Below are 19023 nucleotides of genomic sequence, written 5' to 3'. Positions count from 1 at the left end.
CGAAGGGAGTCACCGACGATGGCCAAGCAGAAGTTTGAGCGGACGAAGCCGCACGTAAACATAGGGACGATAGGTCACGTAGACCATGGGAAGACTACGCTGACGGCGGCGGTGACGCACGCGCTGGCGGTGGTGGGGAAGACGAAGGCGATGGGGTTTTACGAGATTGACAACGCTCCGGAGGAGAAGGAGCGTGGGATCACGATAGCGATCAGCCACGTAGAGTACGAGACAGGGGCGAGGCACTACGCGCACGTAGACTGTCCTGGTCACGCTGACTACATCAAGAACATGATCACTGGGGCAGCGCAGATGGACGGAGCGATCCTGGTGGTATCGGCGGCGGACGGGCCGATGCCGCAGACGCGGGAGCACATCTTGCTGGCGCGGCAGGTGAACGTACCGTACGTGGTGGTGTTCTTGAACAAGGTAGACATGGTAGACGATCCTGAGTTGCTGGAGCTGGTGGAGGTAGAGGTGAGGGAACTGCTGAGCGCCTACCAGTTTCCGGGTGAGGAGCTGCCGGTGATCCGGGGGTCGGCGCTGCGTGCGCTGGAGGCGCTGCAGATGAACCCGAAGACGCAGCGTGGGGAGAACGAGTGGGTAGACGGGATCTGGGCGTTGATGGACGCGGTGGACCGGTACATTCCTACGCCGCAGCGGGAGGTAGAGAAGCCGTTCCTGATGGCGGTAGAGGACATATTCACGATCACTGGGCGGGGGACGGTAGCGACGGGGCGAGTGGAGCGTGGGAAGCTGAGCGTAGGGGAGGAAGTGGAGATAGTAGGGTTGCGGCCCGAGGCGCGGCGGACGGTGGTGACTGGGTTGGAGATGTTCCGGAAGTCGCTGGAGGAGACGCTGGCCGGGGACAACGTGGGCGTATTGCTGCGAGGGGTAGAGAAGGACGAGGTAGAGCGCGGGATGGTGCTGGCGAAGCCCGGGTCAATCAAGCCGCACACGGACTTTCAGGCGGAGGTATACGTACTGGCCAAGGAGGAGGGGGGACGGCACACGCCGTTCTTCACGGGATACCGGCCGCAGTTCTACTTTCGGACGACGGACGTGACCGGGGACATAGTGCTGCCCGAAGGGGTAGAGATGGTGATGCCGGGCGACAACATCACGATGGGGGTGAAGCTGATCACCCCGGTGGCGCTGGAGGAGGGCCTGCGGTTTGCGATCCGGGAAGGCGGACGGACGGTCGGCGCCGGCGTCGTTGTGAAGGTGGAGGAGTAGAGGCATGGCGGTGGCGCAGAAGATCCGGATAAAGCTCAGGGCCTTCGACCACAAGGTTCTCGACCAGTCGGCTGAGAAGATCGTCAGCGTTGTCCGCAAGTCCGGGGCACGCGTCAGCGGCCCGGTCCCGTTGCCGACCAACCGCAACACCTTCTGTGTCATCCGTTCCCCGCATATCGATAAGGACTCGATGGAGCACTTCGAGATCCGAACCCATCGGCGCCTGATCGATATCCTGGATCCCACGCAGAAGACGGTTGATGAGCTCATGCACCTCGACCTACCCGCGGGCGTTGACATCGAGATCAAGTTGTAGGAGTTGCAAGAGATGACTGCCATCCTCGGACGGAAGCTCGGCATGACCCGCATCTTCGACGACGAAGGGGCCAGCATCGCCGTAACGGTCATCGAGGCAGGCCCGTGCGTCGTCGTGGACGCCCGCACGCCCGAGCGCGACGGCTACGCCGCGATGCGGGTGGCCTTTGAGCCCGTGCCCGACCGGAAGGTGAACCGCCCGATGAAGGGAGTGTTCGCCAAGCGGAAGATGGCGACCCATCGGGTGATTCGGGAACTGCCCCTGCCGGAGGGGGGGGCGGCTCCGGGCCAGGTCATCACCGTCGAGGGATTCTCCCCCGGGCAGATCGTGAACGTGACCGGTACGAGCATAGGGCGCGGTTTCGCCGGCGCGATGAAGCGGCACGGCTTCGGCGGCCAGCGGGACTCGCATGGCGTTTCCCTGATGCACCGCGCGATAGGCTCCATCGGGTCGTCGGACATCGCCCGGGTGTTCCCCGGCAAGCGGATGGCCGGACGTCACGGTAACAAGCGGGTGACCGTGCGGAGGCTCCGCGTGGTCCGCGTGGACCCAAAGAACAACCTGTTGCTGCTGCGCGGCGCCACGCCGGGCGTGCGTGGGGCGCTGCTGATGGTGAGGAGCGCATGACGACCATGATGCCCAAGGCCACCACCTTTGACCCGACCGGCGCGCCCGCCGGTGAGATCGAGCTGCCCGCGGCGCTCTTCGGCCTGCGGCCAAACCGGGCCCTGCTACACCGCGCGGTCCTCGCCGAACTTGCCAACGCCCGTGCGGGTACGCACGCGACCCGCACCAGGGGTGACGTCAGGGGAGGAGGCCGCAAGCCCTGGCGCCAGAAGGGCACAGGGCGGGCGCGCGCCGGAAGCCGGCGCTCGCCCATCTGGACGGGCGGGGGGATCACCTTTGGCCCGCAGCCCCGCGACTACGCGCAGAAGCTGTCCAGGCAGGAGCGGGGCTTGGCCCTGCGATCGGCGCTGTCTGCCCAGGCCCAGGCGGGCCGCATCGTGATCCTGGAACGTCTGACCAGCGGCGAGCCCAAGACGAAACTCCTGGCGGCGCTGCTGGAGACGGTGGGGGTGCGTCCCCCGGCGGTTATCGTTGTGGCCGACGCCGAGAAGGACGTGGCGCGGGCCGCGGCCAACCTGCGGGGCGCCCGCGTGCTCTCTGCCCGGCGCCTTGCGGTCCGCCACCTGTTGGCGCCGCGCCCCCTGGTAATCACACAATCGGCTCTGGCCGTGTTGCAGGAGGCATGGGGATCGTGAACCCGCGCGAGATCATCCGCCGCCCGATTCTGACCGAGAAGAGCCTGCGCGGCAACGAGGGCGGAAAGTACACGTTCGAGATCGCGCGCGGCGCGAACAAGATCGCCGTGAAGCAGGCGGTGGAAGCGATCTTCTCGGTGCGCGTGCGTCAGGTCAACGTGATCAACATCCCAGGGCGCACGCGCCGGAGGGGCCGGTACGAGTTCGTCTCACCCGGCATGCGCAAGGCCGTGGTAACGCTGGCCCCTGGCAGCAAGATAGACCTTGAGAGCATGACGTAGGCCGACGGCTGGGAGGCCACGATGGGTATCAAGAAGTTCAAACCAACGACGCCGGGGCGGCGGTTTGCGACCGTCTCGAGCTTCGAGGAAATCACGAAGACGAGACCGGAACGGTCGCTGCTGGAGCCGGTGCGCCCGCGCGCGGGCCGCAACGGGCAGGGCAAGGTAACGGTGCGCCATCAGGGCGGGGGCCACAAGCGGCGTTACAGGGTCATTGACTTCAAGCGCGACAAGGACGGAGTCCCCGCCCGCGTGGCGGCGGTGGAGTACGATCCCAACCGGTCGGCGCGCCTCGCGCTGTTGCACTATGCCGATGGCGAGAAGCGCTACATCTTAGCACCGGTAGGCCTGCGCGTCGGGGACACGGTGTCCTCCGGCATGCAGGCCGACATCCGCCCCGGCAACGCGTTGCCGCTGCGGGCGATTCCGGTGGGCACCGTGGTTCACAACATTGAGTTGATGCCTTCACGGGGCGGGCAGATGGTGCGGGCCGCCGGCGCGGGCGCGCAGGTCATGGCAAAGGAAGGCGGGGTGGCGCACGTCCGGTTGCCTTCGGGCGAGGTCAGGCTGGTGCCGCTGGACTGTAGTGCCACCATCGGCCAGGTCGGCAACGTGGAGCACGAGGCCACCAAGCTCGGCAAGGCCGGGAGATCCCGGTGGCTGGGTCGCCGGCCCTCCGTCCGCGGCGTGGCCATGGATCCGTCCAGCCATCCGCACGGGGGCGGGGAAGGGCGGTCCCCGATCGGGATGGCGGGACCGGTCACCCCGTGGGGTAAGCCCACGCTTGGGTACAAGACGCGCAAGGCCAAGCGCTCCGACGCGTTGATCGTGAAACGGCGCAAGTAGGGCGAGGGAGGTCGGGCACGAGCCATGGGACGATCGAAGAAGAAGGGGCCGTTTGCGGACGAGCACCTGGTCGAGAAGATCAAGGGCCTGAACCGATCCCGTGAGCGGCGGGTCATCAAGACCTGGTCGCGACGGTCGACCGTGCTACCCGATTTCATCGGGCACACGATCGCCGTGTACGACGGCCGGAAGCACGTTCCCGTGTACGTTACCGAGCAGATGGTGGGGCACAAGCTCGGCGAGTTCGCGCCGACGCGCACCTTCAAGGGGCACGGCGCCCACACCGAGCGCGCAACGACGCCGAAGTAGGCCGCGGAGGACGACGGGAGGAACAGCATGGAAGTCAAGGCGATCGCCAAGTACGTCAGCATATCGCCCCTGAAAGCAAGGCGGGCGATGGCGGTCCTGCGCGGGCTCCCGGTCCGAGAGGCCGAGGCCCGGCTGCGGGCCGCACCCGACCTGACCTCCAAGGCGGTGGCCAAGGTCCTGAAGTCGGCGGTAGCCAACGCCGAGAGCAACCACGAGATGGATGCGGATGACCTGATCGTTGTGCGGACCTATGCCGACAGAGCGCCTGTGACCAAGCGGGTGACGCCGCGGGCGCGCGGGCGGGCAGACATCATCACCAAGCGCAGCAGCCACATTACCGTCGTGGTGGGCGAGCGCGCGGGCCGGTAGGCCGGGTAGCGTAGTTCCGGAGGTGCGAGGTGGGGCAAAAGGTCAACCCAATCGGACTGCGGGTCGGGATCATTCGGGACTGGGAGTCTCGATGGTACGCCCGGAACATGTCGGACCTGATCGAGGAAGATCAGAAGATCCGGCAGATGATCAAGAAGAAGCTCCACCGGGCCGGGATCTCGCGCGTCGAGATCGAGAGGGCCGCGAACCGCGTCCGAGTCGTCATACACTCCGCGCGGCCCGGCATTATCATCGGGCGCGGCGGCACCGGGATTGATGCCCTCAAGAAGGAGCTGGATGCCCTGACCGGCAGGCAGATCATGCTGAGCGTGAACGAGGTGCGCCGGCCGGAGATCGAGGCACAGCTCGTCGCGGAGAACGTGGCGCAGCAGCTGGAGCGTCGGATTGCCTACCGGCGCGCCATGAAGCAGGCGGTCCAGCGCAGTCTCCGGGCGGGGGCCAAGGGCATCCGCATCGCGTGCAGCGGGCGGCTCGGTGGGTCCGAGATCGCGCGCTACGAGTGGTATCGGGAGGGGCGCGTGCCCCTGCACACGCTGCGGGCCGACATTGACTTCGGGGTGGCCGAGGCGCTCACCACGTACGGCCGCATCGGGGTCAAGGTCTGGATCTACCGGGGAGACATCCTTCCCGAGGGCCGCCGGCACGAGCCCGAGCATCGCCGGCCGCCGCGCCATGAGCCGGCAGCAGGCACTGGGCCCGTTGTGATTCCTAGCCGGACGGCGCCGGCTAGCGTAAGGAGGCAGGGCACCAATGTTGATGCCCAAGCGGACTAAGTTCCGGAAGGCGCACCGGGGGAGCATGGCCGGCAAGGTTCGCGCCGGCACCTCCGTGGCGTTCGGCGAATTCGGTCTTCAGGCGCTCGACCCCGGTTGGGTCTCCAGCGCTCAGCTCGAAGCGGCCCGGCGCACGATTACCCGGTTCATCAAGCGCGGGGGAAAGCTGTGGATCAGGGTCTTTCCCGACAAGCCGGTCACGAAGAAGCCGGCCGAGACGCGCATGGGCAGCGGTAAGGGGAACCCCGAGTTCTGGGTCGCCGTTGTCAGGCCGGGTCGTATCCTGTTCGAGCTGGCCGGCGTGGCCGAGCCCCAGGCCCGCGAGGCGATGTCCCTGGCATCGCACAAGCTGCCGATCAAGACCCAGTTCATTTCCCGGGTGGTGGCCTGAAGATGAAGGCGAGCGTGCTGCGGGAGATGGTCCCGGCGGAGATCGAGAAGAAGCTAGACGAGGCCGAGCGCGAGTTGTGGTCGCTGCGGATCAAGGTGTCCCAGCAGCGCAAGACGGCGCGGATCCGCGATCTGCGGCGCGACATCGCGCGCATGAAGACGGTGCTGGCCGGCCGCATGGCCGCGGGCCAGAAGTAGGGTTGGAGGGCTGAGCATGGTGGAGCGGGCGAGGCGCAAGAGCCAGGTGGGTGTTGTGACCAGCGACAAGATGGCCAAGACCGTGGTGGTGAAGATCGAGACCGTGACACGCCACCCGCTCTACAAGAAGATTGTCCGGCGGTCCAAGACGCTCAAGGCCCACGACGAGCAGGGCGCGGTCCAGGTGGGTGACCGCGTCCGGATAGTGGAGACGCGTCCTTTGTCCCGCGACAAGCGGTGGCGGGTTGCTGAGATCCTCGAGCGGGCGCGGTAGCCGCGCGGGCGGGACTGAGGTGGAGCGATGATTCAACAAGAGAGCCGATTGAAGGTGGCGGACAACACCGGCGCGCGGCAGTTGCTTTGCATCCGGGTCTTGGGAGGATCCCACCGGCGATACGCCAGCGTGGGGGACATCATCGTGGCCTCGGTGAAGCAGGCCATCCCCAACAGCCCCGTCAAGAAGGGGGAGGTCGTCCGGGCGGTCGTCGTGCGCACGCGGAAAGAGTTGCGGCGTCACGACGGGTCCTGCATACGGTTTGACGACAACGCGGCGGTGCTGTTGTCAGATGCCGCCAATCCCCGGGGCACCCGCATCTTCGGGCCTGTTGCCCGCGAACTCCGCGAGAAGCAGTTCATGAAGATCATCTCGCTCGCGCCTGAAGTGCTGTAGTAGAGGATTTGGACGGAGGCAGGGACGATGGCGACAGCAACCGTGCATGCGCGGCTTCACCTTCGCAAGGGCGACATGGTGGAGGTTACCGGCGGCAAGTTCAGCGGAAAGCGGGGCAAGGTGCTCCGGGTCGCGCCCCGTGACGCGCGGGCTATCGTCGAGGGCGTCAACATCGTGAAGCGACACGTGAAGCCTAGCCGCAAGACGCCCCAGGGCGGAATAGTGCCCAAGGAGGCGCCGATTCCGGTGGCGCGGCTGATGATCGTTTGCTCCAGGTGCGGGGAGGCCTCACGGGCGGGACACCGGTACCTTGGGGACGGGACGAAGGTCAGGTACTGCAAGCGGTGCAAGGAGCAGATGGACAAGTAGGCTGCGGGCAGGAGCGAGGAGATAGATGGCCACCAGGCTGAAAGAACGATACCAGAAGGATGTCGTGCCCAAGATGCTCGAGCGGTTCCAGTATCGCAACCGCATGGAGGTCCCACGGCTCGAGAAGGTAGTCATCAACGTGCGCGTGGGCGGCGCGGTGGCCGACCCGCGGCTGATCGACAAGGTTGTCGAGGAACTGGTGGCGATCGCCGGCCAGCGGCCCGTGGTCACGAAGGCCCGCAGGTCCATCGCGGCGTTCAAGCTGCGCCAGGGCATGCCCATAGGCGTGAAGGTGACGCTGCGCGGCGACCGGATGTACTACTTCCTGGACAAACTCCTGAACATCGCGCTGCCGCGGATCAAGGACTTCAAGGGCGTCTCCGAGCGTGCGTTCGACGGCCGCGGCAACCTGAACCTGGGTCTCCGGGAGCAGTTGATCTTTCCCGAGATCGAGTACGACAAGGTTGACAAGATTCGCGGGATGGATGTGACGGTGGTAACCACCGCGCGTTCGGACGAGCAGGCGCGAGAGCTGCTACGTCATCTGGGCCTCCCCCTCAGGGAGGCCGCACAGACTGTATCGGGCGCATAGATCCGGAGGGGGAGTCCGCGGGTGGCGAAGAAGTCGATGCTCGAGAAATGGAAGCGCACGCCGAAGTTCGCCGTGCGCAAGTACAGCCGGTGCCGCCGGTGCGGTCGGCCACGCGCCGTCTACCGCCGCCTGGGGGTATGCCGGCTGTGTTTGCGGCAGCTGGCGTACCGGGGCGAGGTCCCTGGGATGGTGAAGGCAAGCTGGTAAGGAGGGTATCACCGTGGGTGGAGTGGTCACGGATTCGATAGCGGACATGCTGACCCGGCTGCGGAATGCGAACGCCGCCAGGCACGACAATGTCCTCGTTCCGACAAGCCGGGTGAAGCTGGAGATCGCCAGGATTCTGAAGGCGGAGGGTTTCATCGCCGACTACCAGGTCGTCGAGCGCCAGCCGCAAAACCAGTTGCGGCTGCTCCTGCGCTATGGTCCCAAGCGCCAACAGGTTCTGACCGGTGTCCGGCGCGTAAGCCGGCCGGGACTGCGGTTCTACGCGAAGCGGCTGGCCGTTCCCCGTGTGAGGGGAGGGCTGGGCGTGGCGATCCTTTCTACGTCCCGCGGGATCATGACCGACAAGGAAGCCCGCCAGAGCGGCGTGGGCGGGGAGGTCATCTGCTATGTCTGGTAGTAACAGGGCGGGGAGGGAGTAGCCATGTCACGCATCGGGCGCATGCCCGTCACCCTGCCCGCGGGCGTGAGCGTTACGGTGAGCGGCCGCAGCGTCGAGGTGCGGGGCCCCAAGGGGCACCTGGTCCGCCAGGTTCACCCCGACATGCGGGTTTCGGTCGAGGGCGGTGCCGTGACGGTCACCCGGCCGACCGAGCAGAAGTTCCACTGCGCGTTGCATGGACTTACCCGCGCGCTGATCGCCAACATGGTGAAGGGCGTTGTGGAGGGTTTCAAGATTGACCTGGAGATCCACGGCGTCGGGTACAGGGCAACCAAGCAGGGGCGTGGGCTGGTCTTGCAGGTGGGGTATTCCCACCCGGTTGAGTTGACCCCGCCCGATGGAGTGGAGCTGGTGATCCCGCAACCCAACCGGATCTCGGTGACCGGCAACGACAAGGAAGCGGTGGGGCAGTTCGCGGCCACCCTGCGGGCGGTCCGGCGCCCAGATCCCTACAAGGGCAAAGGAATCCGGTACGCCGGAGAACGGTTGCGCCTGAAGGCCGGTAAGGCCGGGCGCACGGCCGGGAAGGCGTAGGGAGGTCAGAGAGAGCGCCATGTACACTCTACCCGATCGCAACGCCCTTCGACGCCGGCGGCACATGCGCTCCCGGCGGCGGTTGACCGGCGTAGCCACCCGCCCGCGTCTTTCGGTCTTTCGCAGCCTGAAGCAGATCTACGCGCAGGTGATTGACGACCGGACCGGCAGGACGCTGGTGTCGGCTTCGACACTGGATCCCGAGGTACGTCCGCAGGTCGCCGCAAAGAAGAAGACGGAAGCCAGCGCGGTGGTGGGCGAGGTGCTGGCCCGGCGCGCGCTGGCCAAAGGCATTGCCGCGGTGGTCTTCGACCGCAGCGGGTACCTATACCATGGTCGCATCCGGGCGCTGGCAGAGGCGGCGCGGTCGGCCGGGCTGCAGTTCTAATGTCTCTGGAGGCGTAACGTGCCGCAGCGCATAGATCCATCGTCCGTCAACCTGACCGTTGAGAAGGCGGTCTTCATCAACCGCGTCGCCAAGGTGACGAAGGGCGCGAAGCGATTCAAGTTCAGCGCTCTTGTGGTCGTGGGTGACGAGGACGGGCACGTCGGGGTGGGCCTGGGAAAGGCCTCCGAGGTTCCCGACGCGATCCGCAAGGCGGTCGAGGACGCCAAGAAGGGGCTGATGAAGATCCGCCGGGACGGCACCACGATTCCACACGAGATCGTGGGTGCCTACGGAGCGTCGCGGGTTCTTCTGCGGCCGGCCTCGCGGGGTACCGGGGTCATAGCCGGGGGGGCGGTGCGGGCTGTGCTGGAAGCCGCGGGGATCAAGGACATCCTGACCAAGGCACTGGGCTCCACCAACTCCGTCAACGTGGCCCGCGCGACGCTGGCCGGACTGGACGCGCTGCGTCTCTCGGATGAGACGGCGCGCCTGCGCGGCCGGTCGCTCGAGTCTGCGGCCCGGAGGGCCTAGGGTGGCACGTGTGGATGGCCGGGCCGCCGGGCAGGAACCGCAAGGGGGTACGAAGCCGATGCTGGGAGGGTTGAAGCCACCGCGCGGCGCGCACAGGCGCCGCCGTCGGGTGGGCCGGGGATTGGGCTCCGGTCGTGGGGTGTACTCTGGCAAGGGCCGCAAGGGGCAGAAGGCCCGCTCGGGCTCAGGGCCGCGCCCCGGGTTCGAGGGCGGACAGACGCCGCTGATCAAGCGTCTGCCGTTCCGTCGCGGCGTGCGTGGTGCCGGCAGCAACATGACCGGCGGCGGGCCCAGGCCAGCGATGCAGGAGGTCCGGCTGCGCGACCTCAACCGGTTCCCGGCGGGGAGCGAGGTCACGCCGGTCCTGCTGCGACGTGCCGGGATTGTGGGCGCCGGGCGCGTCAAGGTCCTGGCCACAGGCCGGCTGGGACATCCGCTGACCGTACGGGCGCAGGCCTTCACGGCGGGCGCACGCCGGGCGATTGAGGCCGCGGGCGGCCGCGCCGAGGTGATCGGCCGGTGATCCAGGTCCGCTCGATGTCCAACCCGCTGCGGATCCCTGATCTGCGGCGTCGGCTGCTCTTCACGGCGGTCATGCTGGCCCTCTACCGGCTTGGGGCCCATCTGCCGGTGCCCGGCGTGAACGTCGCCGCCATCGAAAACCTGTTCAAGCAGAAGGGCAGCCTGTTCAGCTTCCTGGACCTGTTCGTCGGCGGGGCGCTCTCCAACTTCGCCATCTTCGCGCTGGGCGTCTTTCCGTACATCACCGCCTCCATCATCTTCAGCCTGCTGCAGGTGGTCTTCCCGCGTCTCAAGGAGATGGCCACGGAGGAGGGCGAGGCCGGCCGGCGCCAGATAGGGATGTACACGCGGTACCTGACCGTGGTCCTGGCGGTGTTGCAGGGCGTCGGGCAGGTCTATCTCATCCGGAGCCAGGGGGCCGTCCTGGATCCCCGGCCGCTGATTATGGCCACGATCATCATCACCCTTACCGCCGGGACCATGCTGCTCACCTGGATGGGTGAGATCATGACCGAGTACGGGGTGGGCAACGGCGTGTCGCTGATAATCTTTGGCGGCATCGTTGCGCGGCTGCCCGCGCAGAGCGCCCAGACGCTTACGCTGGTGCGTGCGGGCGAGGTGGCGATCTGGAAGGTTCTCTTGGACTTCACGATCATCCTGGCCAGCATTGTCGCGGTGGTCTTCATAACCCAGGCGGTGCGCAAGATCCCGGTCCAGTATGCCAAACGCGTCGTGGGGCGGCGGGTCTACGGTGGACAGTCCACGCACCTGCCCATGCGCCTCATCCAGGCAGGCGTCATCCCCATCATCTTCGCGGTCTCGGTGCTGCAGTTCCCGGGGACGATCGCGCAGTTCTCACGCTGGGAGTGGTTGCAGCGGCTGGGGCAGCGGATCCTTCCTGGTCAGCCCATGGGCGACCTGCTCTACTTCGTGCTCATCATCATATTCACGTACTTCTACACCGCGGTATCGTTTGATCCAAACGATGTTTCCAACAACATCAAGAAGTACGGCGGCTTCATCCCCGGCCTCCGGCCGGGAAAGCCGACGAGCGACTACCTTGGACGCGTTACCGAGCGGCTGACGTTCGTGGGAGCGCTGTCGCTGGCCACAATTGCCATCGCCCCTGTATACATGGCGCGGGGCGCCGGCGCGCTCACCCTGTATCTCGCCGGAACCTCGCTGCTCATCGTTGTCGGCGTGGCGCTCGAGACGATGAAGCAGCTCGAGGCCTACGTGCTGATGCGCCACTACGAGGGGTTCATGAAGTGAGCGGCCGGGCGTGATGAACCTGATCTTCCTCGGCCCGCCCGGCGCCGGCAAGGGCACGCAGGCGCGCCTGATCGAGCAGCGGATGGAGATCCCGCAGATCGCAACGGGCGACATACTTCGAGCGGCGAGGGCAAGCAAGACCCCGTTTGGCGAGGCGGCCGACCGCTACATGAGCCGGGGTGACCTCGTTCCAGACGCGGTGATGATCGAGGCAGTGGCGGAACGGCTCCAGTGCCCGGACACGGCGGCGGGATTTGTCCTGGACGGCTTCCCGCGGACAATCCCTCAGGCCGAGGCCCTGGATGCCGTGCTGGCCGGCATGGGCCGCCGGCTCGACCGGGTCATCGCGTTCGAGGTGGCCGAGGACACGGTTATCCGCCGCATGAGCGGCCGGAGGATCTGTCGGGCGTCCGGCCACATCTACCATCTGGACTCGAATCCCCCGGTCACCCCAGGGGTCTGCGACGTTGACGCGAGCCCGCTCTACCAGCGTGACGACGACCGTCCGGAGACGATACGGCGCAGGATGCAGGTGTACCGTGAGCAGTCCGAACCGCTGGTCGCCTTCTACCAGGCAAGGGGCGTCTTCGTGGCGATCAGCGCCGAGGGCGAGATAGAGGAGATCTACCAGGCCCTGCTGGCAGCCGCGGCCCCGCGGGTGCGCGGGTGAAGCCGGTCTGCACGGCCGTGATCAAGGCCGCGGACGAGATCGCGTGCATGCGGCGCGCAGGACGTCTGGCCGCGCGCGCGATCCGTGAGGTGGCGCGGGCGGTGGCGCCGGGTGTCACCACGGGAGAGCTTGATCGCACGGCCGAGGCGTACATTCGCGACGGCGGCGGAGTCCCGTCGTTCAAGGACTACAGGGGATACCCGGCGAGCATCTGCACATCGGTGGACGACGAGGTTGTGCACGGCATCCCGGGCCCCCGAGTTTTGGTGGAAGGTTCGATCGTCTCAGTTGACCTCGGGGTGTTCTTGGAGGGCTTCCACGCGGATGTGGCGCTGACCGTGCCCGTGGGCGAGGTGAAGCCCGAGGTTCGGCGGCTGCTGGCGGTCACCGGCAGGGCGCTCGAAGCCGGTGTGGCCGCGGCCAGGCCGGGCGGTTTCCTGGGGGACATCGGGTGGGCCGTGCAGTCGGTGGTGGAGGCCGCGGGATTCTCCGTGGTCCGGGACTACGCCGGACACGGGATCGGCCGGGCGCTGCACGAGGACCCGCAGGTGCCCAACGTGGGCCGGCCCCGGACGGGCATCGCCCTCCGGCCCGGCGTGACGCTGGCGATAGAACCGATGGTCAACGCCGGAGCGCCAGGCGTGACACTTGAGGCCGACGGGTGGACGGTGCGCACCCTCGACCGCACGCGGTCGGCGCACGAGGAGCACACCGTGGCCGTAACGCCTGACGGCCCGATGATCTTGACTGGACTGGAAGAAATAGGGGCTCTATACTAGTATTTTGTGGATCAAGTGGGGGAGAGGTTCCTGGAAGAGATGGTCGGCATGGTGGTTACCTCGCGGGCGGGCCGTGATGCGGGTGATCGCTATGTGGTTGTTGGCGCGGCAGGGGATGACATGGTGCTCGTGGCCGACGGTCGGCGCCGGAGCGCCGGCCGCCCAAAGCGCAAGAACGTGAAGCACCTGGCCGTGCACGGTCCCGCGGGTCCAGTCGCGGAGCGGCTGCGCGAGGGGCGGGCCGTGACCGACGAGGATCTTCGGGCGGTACTGACCGGATCCACGGAGGGCTGATGACAAAGAAGGATGCCATCGAGGTCGAAGGGACGGTCGCGGAAGTGCTTCCGAACGCGATGTTCCGCGTAACCCTGGCCAGCGGGCACAAGGTGCTGGCCCACATCTCGGGCAAGATGCGCATCCACTTCATCCGGATCCTCCCCGGTGACCGCGTGAAGGTGGAACTGTCGCCGTACGATCCTACGCGCGGCAGGATCACCTACCGGTACCGCTAGGGATCCTGGCAGAGGGAGCGGGCAAGCATGAAGGTTCGGGCGTCGGTTCGCACGATGTGCGAGAAGTGCAAGATAATCAAGCGTGGGCGTCGGGTGCTCGTCATCTGCGAGAACCCGAAGCACAAGCAGAAGCAGGGATAGGAGGCCGAGGATGGCACGGATCGCCGGAGTGGATTTGCCGCGAGACAAGCGCATTGAGGCGGCGCTCCCGTACATATTCGGCATCGGGCCGAGCCGCGCCCGGGCGATCTGCCGGGCGACCGGGGTGAACCCGGACACGCGGGTGCGGGCGCTGGCCGAGGACGAGGCAACACGGTTGCGCGATTTCATCGAGCGCAACTACAAGGTGGAGAGCGACCTGCGCCGCGACGTCGCCATGGACATCCGACGGCTCGTGGAGATTGGTTCCTACAGGGGGCTGCGGCACAAGAAGAGCCTGCCGACCCGCGGCCAGCGCACGCGCACGAACGCACGCACCCGGAAAGGACCCAAGAGGACCGTGGGGGTCCGCCGCAAGGCCGCGGCCACATCGGCACCGGCAACCAAGTAGGCGCGAGGGAGATCGAGATGGCAAACAAGGCGAGGGGCCGGAAGCGCGAGCGCAAGCACGTGCCCGTGGGGATCGCCCACATCCGGTCGAGCTTCAACAACACGATCGTGACCATCAGCGACCCGCGCGGCAACGTAGTTGCCTGGTCGAGCGCGGGAACTTCCGGTTTCAAGGGTTCTCGAAAGGGCACGCCCTTCGCCGCCAGCGTGGCGGCGGAGACCGCGGCGCGCAAGGCGATGGAACACGGCCTGCGGGTGGTGGAGGTCTTCGTGCGAGGTCCGGGAGCGGGGCGCGAGGCGGCCATCCGGTCGCTGCAATCCGCCGGGCTGGAAGTCAACCTGATCAAGGACGTGACGCCGGTGCCGCACAACGGGTGCCGCCCGCCGAAGCGGCGGCGAGTGTAGGGGGAGCGGATGGGACGCTACACGGAATCGGTCTGCCGGCTCTGCCGGCGAGAGGGCATGAAGCTCTATCTCAAGGGTGACAAGTGCTTTACCGAGAAGTGCCCGGTGCACAAGAGGCCGGCGCCTCCCGGGATGCACGGCGTCTCCAGACGCAAGCTCAGCGAGTTTGGGGTCCGGTTGCGCGAGAAGCAGAAGCTTCGCCGCATCTACGGGGTCTACGAGGCGCAGTTCAAGACGTATTTCCAGCGTGCTTCCAAGTCCAAGGGAGTCACCGGCACCCGGTTGCTGCAGATGCTGGAGACCCGGCTGGACAACGTGGTCTACCGTCTCGGCCTGGCCGCGTCCCGCAAGGAGGCCCGCCAGCTCGTGGCGCACGGGCACCTGGCCGTCAACGGCGGGCGCGTAAAGGCACCATCATATCAGGTCCGGCCCGGACAGAGGGTGGCGGCGGCCGATCCGGCCGACCTGCCCCCGAGGGTCAAGGAGCTGGCCGCCCTGCCTGGGCGCAAACCCCCGTCCTGGCTGGAGTTCGACCCCTCCCGCCTGGAGGCCCGCGTGCTGGCGCTTCCCGCGCGCGAGGAGATAGATGTGCCTGTTCAGGAGCAGTTGATCGTCGAGTACTATTCCCGGTGATGAGTCCCCGGGAGCGCTTGCAGGGGTGCTTGCAGGGACGCAGGAGGTAGGTTGACCATGGCTGTGGGCATAGTGTGGGAGGCTCCAACCCCCAAAGTGGAGCAGGCCGAGCTCTCCGATACGTACGGCAAGTTCGTCTTGGAGCCGCTCGACCACGGGTTTGGCGTAACGCTTGGCAACGCGCTGCGCCGCGTGCTGCTCTCCGCGATCACGGGCGCGGCGGTGACATCGGTCAAGATAGACGGCGTGCTTCACGAGTTCTCGACGATCACGGGGGTCGTGGAGGACGTTACCCAGATCGTGCTCAACCTGAAGGAGCTCACGCTCCGGCTCTACACGGACAAGCCCAAGCTGCTGCGCCTCGATGTCCGGGGCAAGAGGGAAGTCACCGCGGCGGACATCCAGGAAGACCCGGAGGTGGAGATCATCAACCGCGGTCTGCACCTGGCCACCCTGGACCGAAAGGACGCGCACCTGGCGATGGAGATCGTCGTTGAGCGCGGAAAGGGCTACGTCCCGGCCGAGCGCCACCGCCGCAGCGAGCACGTCATCGGCGTGATCCCGGTGGACTCGATCTTCTCGCCGCTGCAGAAAGTAAACTTCACCGTGGAGGACACGCGGGTAGGCCACGCGATCGATCTGGATCGGCTGGTGCTGGAGGTCTGGACCGACGGGTCCATCCGGCCCGAGGAGGCCCTGCAGGAGGCCTCGCGCCTCCTGATAGATCACTTCCGCCTGTTCGCGGGGATTGCGGATGAGGCGGGCCCCGGGGTTCCCTTCGGTGGGACAGAGGATCCGGATCATGCCCGTGCCGCGACGATGCCGATTGAGGAGCTCGACCTGTCGGTGCGGCCGTACAACTGCCTGAAGCGCGCTGGTATTCACACCGTGGGTGACCTGATCCGGAAGACCGAGGACGAGGTCGTCGCGGTCAAGAACTTCGGCCGGAAGTCGCTGGACGAGGTGAGGGAGAAGCTGGCCCTTCACGGATGGAGTCTGCGGCAGCCGGAGCCGTCGTAGGCGTAGGGAGCGATACCATGGGCATGGGAGCTAAGGGCCGCAAGCTGGGCCGTGACACGGGCGAGCGCCGGGCGCTGTTCCGGGATCTGGTCGGCGCGCTGATCATGCACGGGCGCATCGAGACGACCGGCGCCAAGGCCAAGGAGACCAAGAAGATCGCCGACACGCTGATCTCAACGGCGCTGGGCAACGACATGCACGCGCGGAGGCAGGTTCGCCGCTTCCTTACCGATCGAACCGTGCTGAACCGGCTCTTCGGGGACGTGGTGCCCAAGCTGCAGGCCGGTCGCGGCGGGTACACCCGCGTCATCAAGACGCGCACCCGCCGGGGTGACGGCGCGGAGATGGCGCTGGTCGAACTGGTCAAGTAAGGCGGTTCGCCGCGTGCGCGAGCCCCTCATTGAAGTAGCCGACCTCCGATACGTTTACCATCCTGGTACCCCTCAGGCCGTCGTGGCGCTCGACGGCCTGTCGTTCTCGGTCGAGCCCGGCGAGTACCTGGGAATCGTCGGCGGCAACGGCTCCGGCAAGTCCACGCTGGCCAAGCACCTCAACGCGCTTCTCCTGCCCACGTCAGGACGCGTACGCGTGGGAGGCCTAGACACCCGCGACCGCATGGCCGTCTGGGAGATCCGCCGCCGTGTGGGCATGATCTTTCAGAATCCCGACAACCAGCTCGTGGCCACGGTCGTAGAAGAAGATGTGGCCTTCGGCCCCGAGAACCTCGGCCTGCCACCGGCGGTGATCAGGGAGCGCGTGGGCGAAGCCCTCGCGGCGGTGGGCATGACCGCGTTCCGCCGCCGAGCCCCGCACCTCCTCTCCGGCGGGCAGAAGCAGCGCGTGGCGATCGCGGGCATCCTGGCCATGCGGCCGGCATGCCTGGTGCTGGACGAGGCGACCACGATGCTTGACCCCGCTGGCCGAGCCGAGGTACTGGAGACCCTCTCCGTCCTCAACCGGCGCGACGGGGTAACCATCATGCTGATCTCCCACGCCATGGAAGACCTCTCCGACGCGGAGCGCATCATCGCGATGGACCGCGGCCGCATCGTGCTTGACGGTCCCGCGGAGAGGGTCATGGCGCGCGCCGAGGAGATCCCAGGCGGCCGGCTGGGCGCCCCGCCCATGGTGAAGCTCGCGCGCTGGCTCCGAGAAGACGGCCTCCGACTCCCAGAGAGAGTTCACACGGTGGAAGCCCTCGCGGAAGCGGTGGCGGCTGCCGCTGCCCCCCGGACCCAGGGCGATGTCTGATCCACTGATCGCCTGCCGCGGGCTCTGCCACACGTACCTGCGGGGGACGCCGATGGAAGCCATGGCCCTGGACGGGGTTACGCTTGAGATCCGTCCCGGCGAGATCGTGGCAATCATCGGCCCGACCGGTTCCGGCAAGTCCACGCTGGTACAGCACTTCAACGGACTCCTGCGTCCGACTGCCGGTGAGATCAGGGTCGCCGGGGAAGATCTGTGGGCGCCGCGCGCCGACCGGCGCCGGGCCCGGCAGCGGATAGGGCTGGTCTTTCAGTTCCCCGAGTATCAACTCTTCGAGGAGACCGTGCGCAAGGATGTCGCCTTTGGACCCAAGAACCTGGGGCTGCCCGCCGAGACGATTGCATCGAGGGTGGAGGAGGCCCTTCGGGCGGTTGGGCTCGATCCGAGCCGGTTTGGCGACCGCTCTCCCTTTACGCTCTCGGGCGGTGAGATGCGGCGCGTCGCACTTGCGGGCGTCCTGGCGATGCGCCCCGGGGCCCTGGTCCTGGACGAGCCCACCGCAGGGCTGGACCCGCGGGGCAAAGAAGAGCTGCTCGAGCGCATAGCCGCGCTTCACCGGAAGGGCCTGACGCTGGTGCTGGTTACGCACAGCATGGATGAGGCCGCCCTGCTGGCCGGCCGCATCGTCGTGATGGACGCCGGCCGGGTGATGCTGGACGGTTCTCCGCACGAGGTCTTCGCCCACGAAGACGATCTCCGGCGCATCGGACTTGCGCTGCCGCAGGCCGCGCGCCTGATACGGCTGCTGCGCGATCGCGGGATGCCGGTTGCTGATGCGATGACGATCTCAGAGGCGCGGCATGCCATACTGGCCGCGGTGCAGGAGATGGGCCGTGGAGCTCACTAGGTACATCACGGTCGGGCAGTACCTCCCGCGATCATCGCCGCTGCACCGCCTGGATCCACGCACGAAGATCCTGGCGACGACGGCGCTGATGGTCACCCTGTTCCTCATCCCCTCCTTCGCGGGGCTGGGGCTGCTGGCCGCGGGGCTGATCGCGCTGCTTGTGCTGGGCCAGATCCCGCTCGGGTACGCGCTGCGGGGTCTGCGGCCAATCGCCGTGCTGCTGCTGCTGACGGTCTTCCTCAACACCTTCTTTGGCGGAGACGGGGGGCGCACCCTGTTCCAGGCCGGCCCCCTGGTTGCGACCGAGGAGGGATTCAGGCGCGCCCTCTTCGTGGGGTCCCGGTTCATCCTGCTGGTGACCGCGGCCACGCTGCTGACGTTCGTTACCTCGCCCGTGGAGTTGACCGACGGCCTGGAGTGGCTGCTGCGCCCGTTTCGTCGCGTAGGGGTACCCGCGCACGAGCTGGCCATGATGATGTCCATCGCGCTCCGCTTCATCCCGACCCTGCTGGAGGAGACCGAGAAGATCATGAAGGCCCAGATGGCGCGGGGCGCGGAGTTCGGTCAGGGCTCCATACTCCGACGGGCCCGCGCCTTCGTGCCGGTGCTCGTGCCGCTGTTGATAAGCGCCTTCCGCCGCTCCGAAGAGCTGGCGCTGGCGATGGAGGCGCGCTGCTACCGGGGGGGAGATGGGCGCACGCGGATGAAGGAGCTGCGCTGGCGAATCGCGGATCTGGTGGCCGGCGCGTTCGTGATCGCCGTCTCGGCCGCTCTGGTGAGCTTGCGGTAATCT

Annotated in this window: 35 protein-coding genes; all 35 read left to right on the top strand. The window is 67.1% G+C overall.

The genetic code is table 11. The features are described from left to right. Positions 1–18 precede the first annotated feature (18 nt). From tuf to FJX73_01975, 35 genes are read left to right on the top strand one after another with little or no spacing between them, the layout of a single operon-like run. On the top strand, positions 19–1236 hold the full coding sequence (tuf, locus tag FJX73_02145; protein ID MBM3469582.1) for an elongation factor Tu: 1218 nt from the start codon (positions 19–21) through the stop codon (positions 1234–1236). A gap of 4 nt (positions 1237–1240) precedes the next feature. Further along, positions 1241–1552 (top strand): 30S ribosomal protein S10, encoded by a 312-nt coding sequence (rpsJ, locus tag FJX73_02140; GenBank protein ID MBM3469581.1) that lies wholly within the window; start codon positions 1241–1243, stop codon positions 1550–1552. Positions 1553–1564: 12 nt separating this feature from the next. Further along, positions 1565–2179 carry a 50S ribosomal protein L3 gene (gene rplC, locus FJX73_02135; GenBank protein ID MBM3469580.1) on the top strand — a complete coding sequence of 205 codons (615 nt, stop codon included), beginning with the start codon at positions 1565–1567 and terminating at the stop codon, positions 2177–2179. Between the two features lie 8 nt (positions 2180–2187). After that, positions 2188–2814, top strand: coding sequence for a 50S ribosomal protein L4 (gene rplD / locus FJX73_02130; GenBank protein ID MBM3469579.1), 627 nt, complete (start codon positions 2188–2190; stop codon positions 2812–2814). Beyond that, positions 2802–3095 carry a 50S ribosomal protein L23 gene (locus tag FJX73_02125; protein ID MBM3469578.1) on the top strand — a complete coding sequence of 98 codons (294 nt, stop codon included), beginning with the start codon at positions 2802–2804 and terminating at the stop codon, positions 3093–3095. Before rplD ends, FJX73_02125 begins: the two co-directional genes overlap by 13 nt. Before the next feature lie 21 nt (positions 3096–3116). Beyond that, positions 3117–3941, top strand: coding sequence for a 50S ribosomal protein L2 (rplB, locus tag FJX73_02120; GenBank protein MBM3469577.1), 825 nt, complete (start codon positions 3117–3119; stop codon positions 3939–3941). A gap of 24 nt (positions 3942–3965) precedes the next feature. Next, on the top strand, positions 3966–4250 hold the full coding sequence (rpsS, locus tag FJX73_02115; GenBank protein ID MBM3469576.1) for a 30S ribosomal protein S19: 285 nt from the start codon (positions 3966–3968) through the stop codon (positions 4248–4250). A gap of 27 nt (positions 4251–4277) precedes the next feature. Continuing rightward, positions 4278–4619, top strand: coding sequence for a 50S ribosomal protein L22 (locus FJX73_02110; GenBank protein MBM3469575.1), 342 nt, complete (start codon positions 4278–4280; stop codon positions 4617–4619). Positions 4620–4648: 29 nt separating this feature from the next. Continuing rightward, positions 4649–5413, top strand: coding sequence for a 30S ribosomal protein S3 (gene rpsC, locus FJX73_02105; protein ID MBM3469574.1), 765 nt, complete (start codon positions 4649–4651; stop codon positions 5411–5413). After that, on the top strand, positions 5391–5804 hold the full coding sequence (gene rplP, locus FJX73_02100; protein ID MBM3469573.1) for a 50S ribosomal protein L16: 414 nt from the start codon (positions 5391–5393) through the stop codon (positions 5802–5804). The genes rpsC and rplP overlap by 23 nt, the downstream gene beginning before the upstream one ends. A gap of 2 nt (positions 5805–5806) precedes the next feature. After that, a complete protein-coding gene (rpmC, locus tag FJX73_02095; protein ID MBM3469572.1) occupies positions 5807–6001 on the top strand; it encodes a 50S ribosomal protein L29 in 195 nt (64 codons plus the stop codon). A gap of 16 nt (positions 6002–6017) precedes the next feature. Further along, positions 6018–6275 carry a 30S ribosomal protein S17 gene (gene rpsQ, locus FJX73_02090; protein MBM3469571.1) on the top strand — a complete coding sequence of 86 codons (258 nt, stop codon included), beginning with the start codon at positions 6018–6020 and terminating at the stop codon, positions 6273–6275. A 27-nt stretch (positions 6276–6302) separates the two neighbouring features. Then, a complete protein-coding gene (gene rplN, locus FJX73_02085) occupies positions 6303–6671 on the top strand; it encodes a 50S ribosomal protein L14 (protein ID MBM3469570.1) in 369 nt (122 codons plus the stop codon). A 27-nt stretch (positions 6672–6698) separates the two neighbouring features. Continuing rightward, entirely contained in the window at positions 6699–7040 is a 342-nt protein-coding gene (locus tag FJX73_02080; protein MBM3469569.1) for a 50S ribosomal protein L24, read from the top strand. Positions 7041–7065: 25 nt separating this feature from the next. Beyond that, positions 7066–7632, top strand: a complete 567-nt coding sequence (gene rplE / locus FJX73_02075; protein MBM3469568.1) for a 50S ribosomal protein L5 — start codon at positions 7066–7068, stop codon at positions 7630–7632. 21 nt (positions 7633–7653) lie between these two features. Then, the gene (locus FJX73_02070) at positions 7654–7839 is read left to right on the top strand and encodes a type Z 30S ribosomal protein S14 (GenBank protein ID MBM3469567.1); all 186 of its coding nucleotides are present in this window, start codon (positions 7654–7656) and stop codon (positions 7837–7839) included. Positions 7840–7852: 13 nt separating this feature from the next. Then, a complete protein-coding gene (gene rpsH, locus FJX73_02065; protein ID MBM3469566.1) occupies positions 7853–8257 on the top strand; it encodes a 30S ribosomal protein S8 in 405 nt (134 codons plus the stop codon). 24 nt (positions 8258–8281) lie between these two features. Continuing rightward, on the top strand, positions 8282–8833 hold the full coding sequence (locus FJX73_02060) for a 50S ribosomal protein L6 (GenBank protein MBM3469565.1): 552 nt from the start codon (positions 8282–8284) through the stop codon (positions 8831–8833). Between the two features lie 19 nt (positions 8834–8852). Continuing rightward, positions 8853–9221: a 50S ribosomal protein L18 gene (locus tag FJX73_02055; protein ID MBM3469564.1), complete on the top strand. Its 369-nt coding sequence runs from the start codon at positions 8853–8855 to the stop codon at positions 9219–9221. An 18-nt stretch (positions 9222–9239) separates the two neighbouring features. After that, positions 9240–9752, top strand: coding sequence for a 30S ribosomal protein S5 (locus FJX73_02050; GenBank protein MBM3469563.1), 513 nt, complete (start codon positions 9240–9242; stop codon positions 9750–9752). A 58-nt stretch (positions 9753–9810) separates the two neighbouring features. After that, on the top strand, positions 9811–10275 hold the full coding sequence (locus tag FJX73_02045; GenBank protein MBM3469562.1) for a 50S ribosomal protein L15: 465 nt from the start codon (positions 9811–9813) through the stop codon (positions 10273–10275). 14 nt (positions 10276–10289) lie between these two features. Beyond that, complete coding sequence (secY, locus tag FJX73_02040; protein ID MBM3469561.1) at positions 10290–11546, top strand: preprotein translocase subunit SecY; 1257 nt, start codon at positions 10290–10292, stop codon at positions 11544–11546. Between the two features lie 13 nt (positions 11547–11559). Beyond that, positions 11560–12216, top strand: a complete 657-nt coding sequence (locus FJX73_02035; GenBank protein MBM3469560.1) for an adenylate kinase — start codon at positions 11560–11562, stop codon at positions 12214–12216. A gap of 47 nt (positions 12217–12263) precedes the next feature. Then, complete coding sequence (gene map, locus FJX73_02030) at positions 12264–12995, top strand: type I methionyl aminopeptidase (protein MBM3469559.1); 732 nt, start codon at positions 12264–12266, stop codon at positions 12993–12995. A gap of 39 nt (positions 12996–13034) precedes the next feature. Then, the gene (locus tag FJX73_02025; GenBank protein MBM3469558.1) at positions 13035–13289 is read left to right on the top strand and encodes an RNA-binding protein; all 255 of its coding nucleotides are present in this window, start codon (positions 13035–13037) and stop codon (positions 13287–13289) included. Then, positions 13289–13507: a translation initiation factor IF-1 gene (infA, locus tag FJX73_02020; GenBank protein ID MBM3469557.1), complete on the top strand. Its 219-nt coding sequence runs from the start codon at positions 13289–13291 to the stop codon at positions 13505–13507. Before FJX73_02025 ends, infA begins: the two co-directional genes overlap by 1 nt. Before the next feature lie 27 nt (positions 13508–13534). Continuing rightward, complete coding sequence (rpmJ, locus tag FJX73_02015) at positions 13535–13648, top strand: 50S ribosomal protein L36 (GenBank protein ID MBM3469556.1); 114 nt, start codon at positions 13535–13537, stop codon at positions 13646–13648. Between the two features lie 10 nt (positions 13649–13658). Continuing rightward, positions 13659–14057: a 30S ribosomal protein S13 gene (gene rpsM, locus FJX73_02010; GenBank protein MBM3469555.1), complete on the top strand. Its 399-nt coding sequence runs from the start codon at positions 13659–13661 to the stop codon at positions 14055–14057. 17 nt (positions 14058–14074) lie between these two features. Further along, a complete protein-coding gene (rpsK, locus tag FJX73_02005; protein MBM3469554.1) occupies positions 14075–14461 on the top strand; it encodes a 30S ribosomal protein S11 in 387 nt (128 codons plus the stop codon). Positions 14462–14470: 9 nt separating this feature from the next. Next, on the top strand, positions 14471–15094 hold the full coding sequence (gene rpsD, locus FJX73_02000) for a 30S ribosomal protein S4 (GenBank protein ID MBM3469553.1): 624 nt from the start codon (positions 14471–14473) through the stop codon (positions 15092–15094). A gap of 57 nt (positions 15095–15151) precedes the next feature. Next, positions 15152–16114, top strand: coding sequence for a DNA-directed RNA polymerase subunit alpha (locus tag FJX73_01995; protein MBM3469552.1), 963 nt, complete (start codon positions 15152–15154; stop codon positions 16112–16114). 23 nt (positions 16115–16137) lie between these two features. Further along, positions 16138–16485, top strand: a complete 348-nt coding sequence (locus tag FJX73_01990) for a 50S ribosomal protein L17 (protein MBM3469551.1) — start codon at positions 16138–16140, stop codon at positions 16483–16485. Positions 16486–16498: 13 nt separating this feature from the next. Then, positions 16499–17365, top strand: coding sequence for an energy-coupling factor transporter ATPase (locus FJX73_01985; protein MBM3469550.1), 867 nt, complete (start codon positions 16499–16501; stop codon positions 17363–17365). Continuing rightward, positions 17358–18230, top strand: a complete 873-nt coding sequence (locus tag FJX73_01980) for an energy-coupling factor transporter ATPase (GenBank protein MBM3469549.1) — start codon at positions 17358–17360, stop codon at positions 18228–18230. The genes FJX73_01985 and FJX73_01980 overlap by 8 nt, the downstream gene beginning before the upstream one ends. After that, the gene (locus FJX73_01975; protein MBM3469548.1) at positions 18184–19020 is read left to right on the top strand and encodes an energy-coupling factor transporter transmembrane protein EcfT; all 837 of its coding nucleotides are present in this window, start codon (positions 18184–18186) and stop codon (positions 19018–19020) included. Before FJX73_01980 ends, FJX73_01975 begins: the two co-directional genes overlap by 47 nt. Positions 19021–19023 lie beyond the last annotated feature (3 nt).

Source organism: Armatimonadota bacterium (genome assembly GCA_016869025.1).
Taxonomy (GTDB): domain Bacteria; phylum Sysuimicrobiota; class Sysuimicrobiia; order Sysuimicrobiales; family Humicultoraceae; genus VGFA01.
This window is presented reverse-complemented; position numbering and strand designations above follow the sequence as displayed.